The sequence below is a fragment of the Polaromonas sp. P1_G2 genome, from assembly GCF_056405515.1.
This window is the reverse complement of sequence record NZ_JBFUBY010001221.1, coordinates 1-439: the sequence shown is the minus strand read 5'-3', so window position 1 is coordinate 439 and position 439 is coordinate 1. Positions and strand designations below refer to the sequence as shown.

Below are 439 nucleotides of genomic sequence, written 5' to 3'. Positions count from 1 at the left end.
CCTTCAATAAAAAAGCCCGGCCAATGACCGAGCTTTTCCACAGAATTGTTTCACGTGAATCAGGCAGCGCCGTTGATCCAGGCGTTGAGCGCGGTCTTCGGCGCAGCGCCGACCTTGATGTCGGCGACCTGACCGTTCTTAAAGATCGCGAGCGTCGGGATGGAGCGCACACCGAACTGGGCAGCGAGCTCCGGATTGTCGTCGATATTGAGCTTGGCGATCTTCACCTTGCCGTTCATCTCATTGGCGATCTCTTCCAGAGCCGGAGCAATCATCTTACAGGGGCCGCACCATTCCGCCCAGAAATCAACGACCACGGGTTCGGCCGAATTGAGGACTTCTGTCTGGAAATTGTTGGTGTCGACTTTCACGGTTGCCATGATGCTCTCCTTCTATGCGGGCACCGCCCGCCTCTAACTTGCAACAATATGTGTGTATG

General features: G+C 55.4%; 1 protein-coding gene. It reads right to left on the bottom strand.

Features of this window, described 5'->3' with window-relative positions; translation table 11 throughout:
• Nucleotides 1–59: 59 nt before the first annotated feature.
• Complete coding sequence (gene trxA, locus AC1D0P_RS29865; RefSeq protein WP_477680040.1) at nt 60–380, bottom strand: thioredoxin; 321 nt, start codon at nt 378–380, stop codon at nt 60–62.
• Between the last annotated feature and the right edge of the window lie 59 nt (nt 381–439).

What these genes read in the sequence shown, in the direction of transcription:
- trxA (WP_477680040.1), bottom strand. Translation starts at nt 380, where the DNA reads ATGGCAACCGTGAAAGTCGACACCAACAATTTCCAGACAGAAGTCCTC.